Annotated in this window: 1 rRNA gene; it reads right to left on the bottom strand. The window is 48.3% G+C overall.

The window, feature by feature from the left end:
* Positions 1 to 288, bottom strand: a 23S ribosomal RNA gene (locus JNB91_RS30525); the annotation flags it as partial.

Raw genomic sequence — 288 nt, 5'->3', positions numbered from 1 at the left:
GGCCTGGTCCGCGTTCGCTCGCCACTACTTGCGGAGTCTCGGTTGATGTCCTTTCCTTCAGGTACTTAGATGTTTCAGTTCCCTGAGTTCGCTTCTAACCCCTATGTATTCGAAAGTTAGATACCTTTTAACAATACCTAGAAACCTAAACCGTGCCAAAACACGGCTTAAACTTTCTAGGTATTTAAGGTGGGTTGCCCCATTCGGAGATCCATGGATCAAAGCTTATTCGCAGCTCCCCACAGCTTATCGCAGCGTATCACGTCCTTCTTCGCCTGTGCATGCCAA

The organism is Aliirhizobium wenxiniae (genome assembly GCF_019511445.1).
Classification (GTDB): Bacteria; Pseudomonadota; Alphaproteobacteria; order Rhizobiales; family Rhizobiaceae; genus Neorhizobium; species Neorhizobium wenxiniae_A.
The sequence above is the reverse complement of the archived record's forward strand: the minus strand, read 5'-3'. Positions and strand labels throughout refer to the sequence as shown.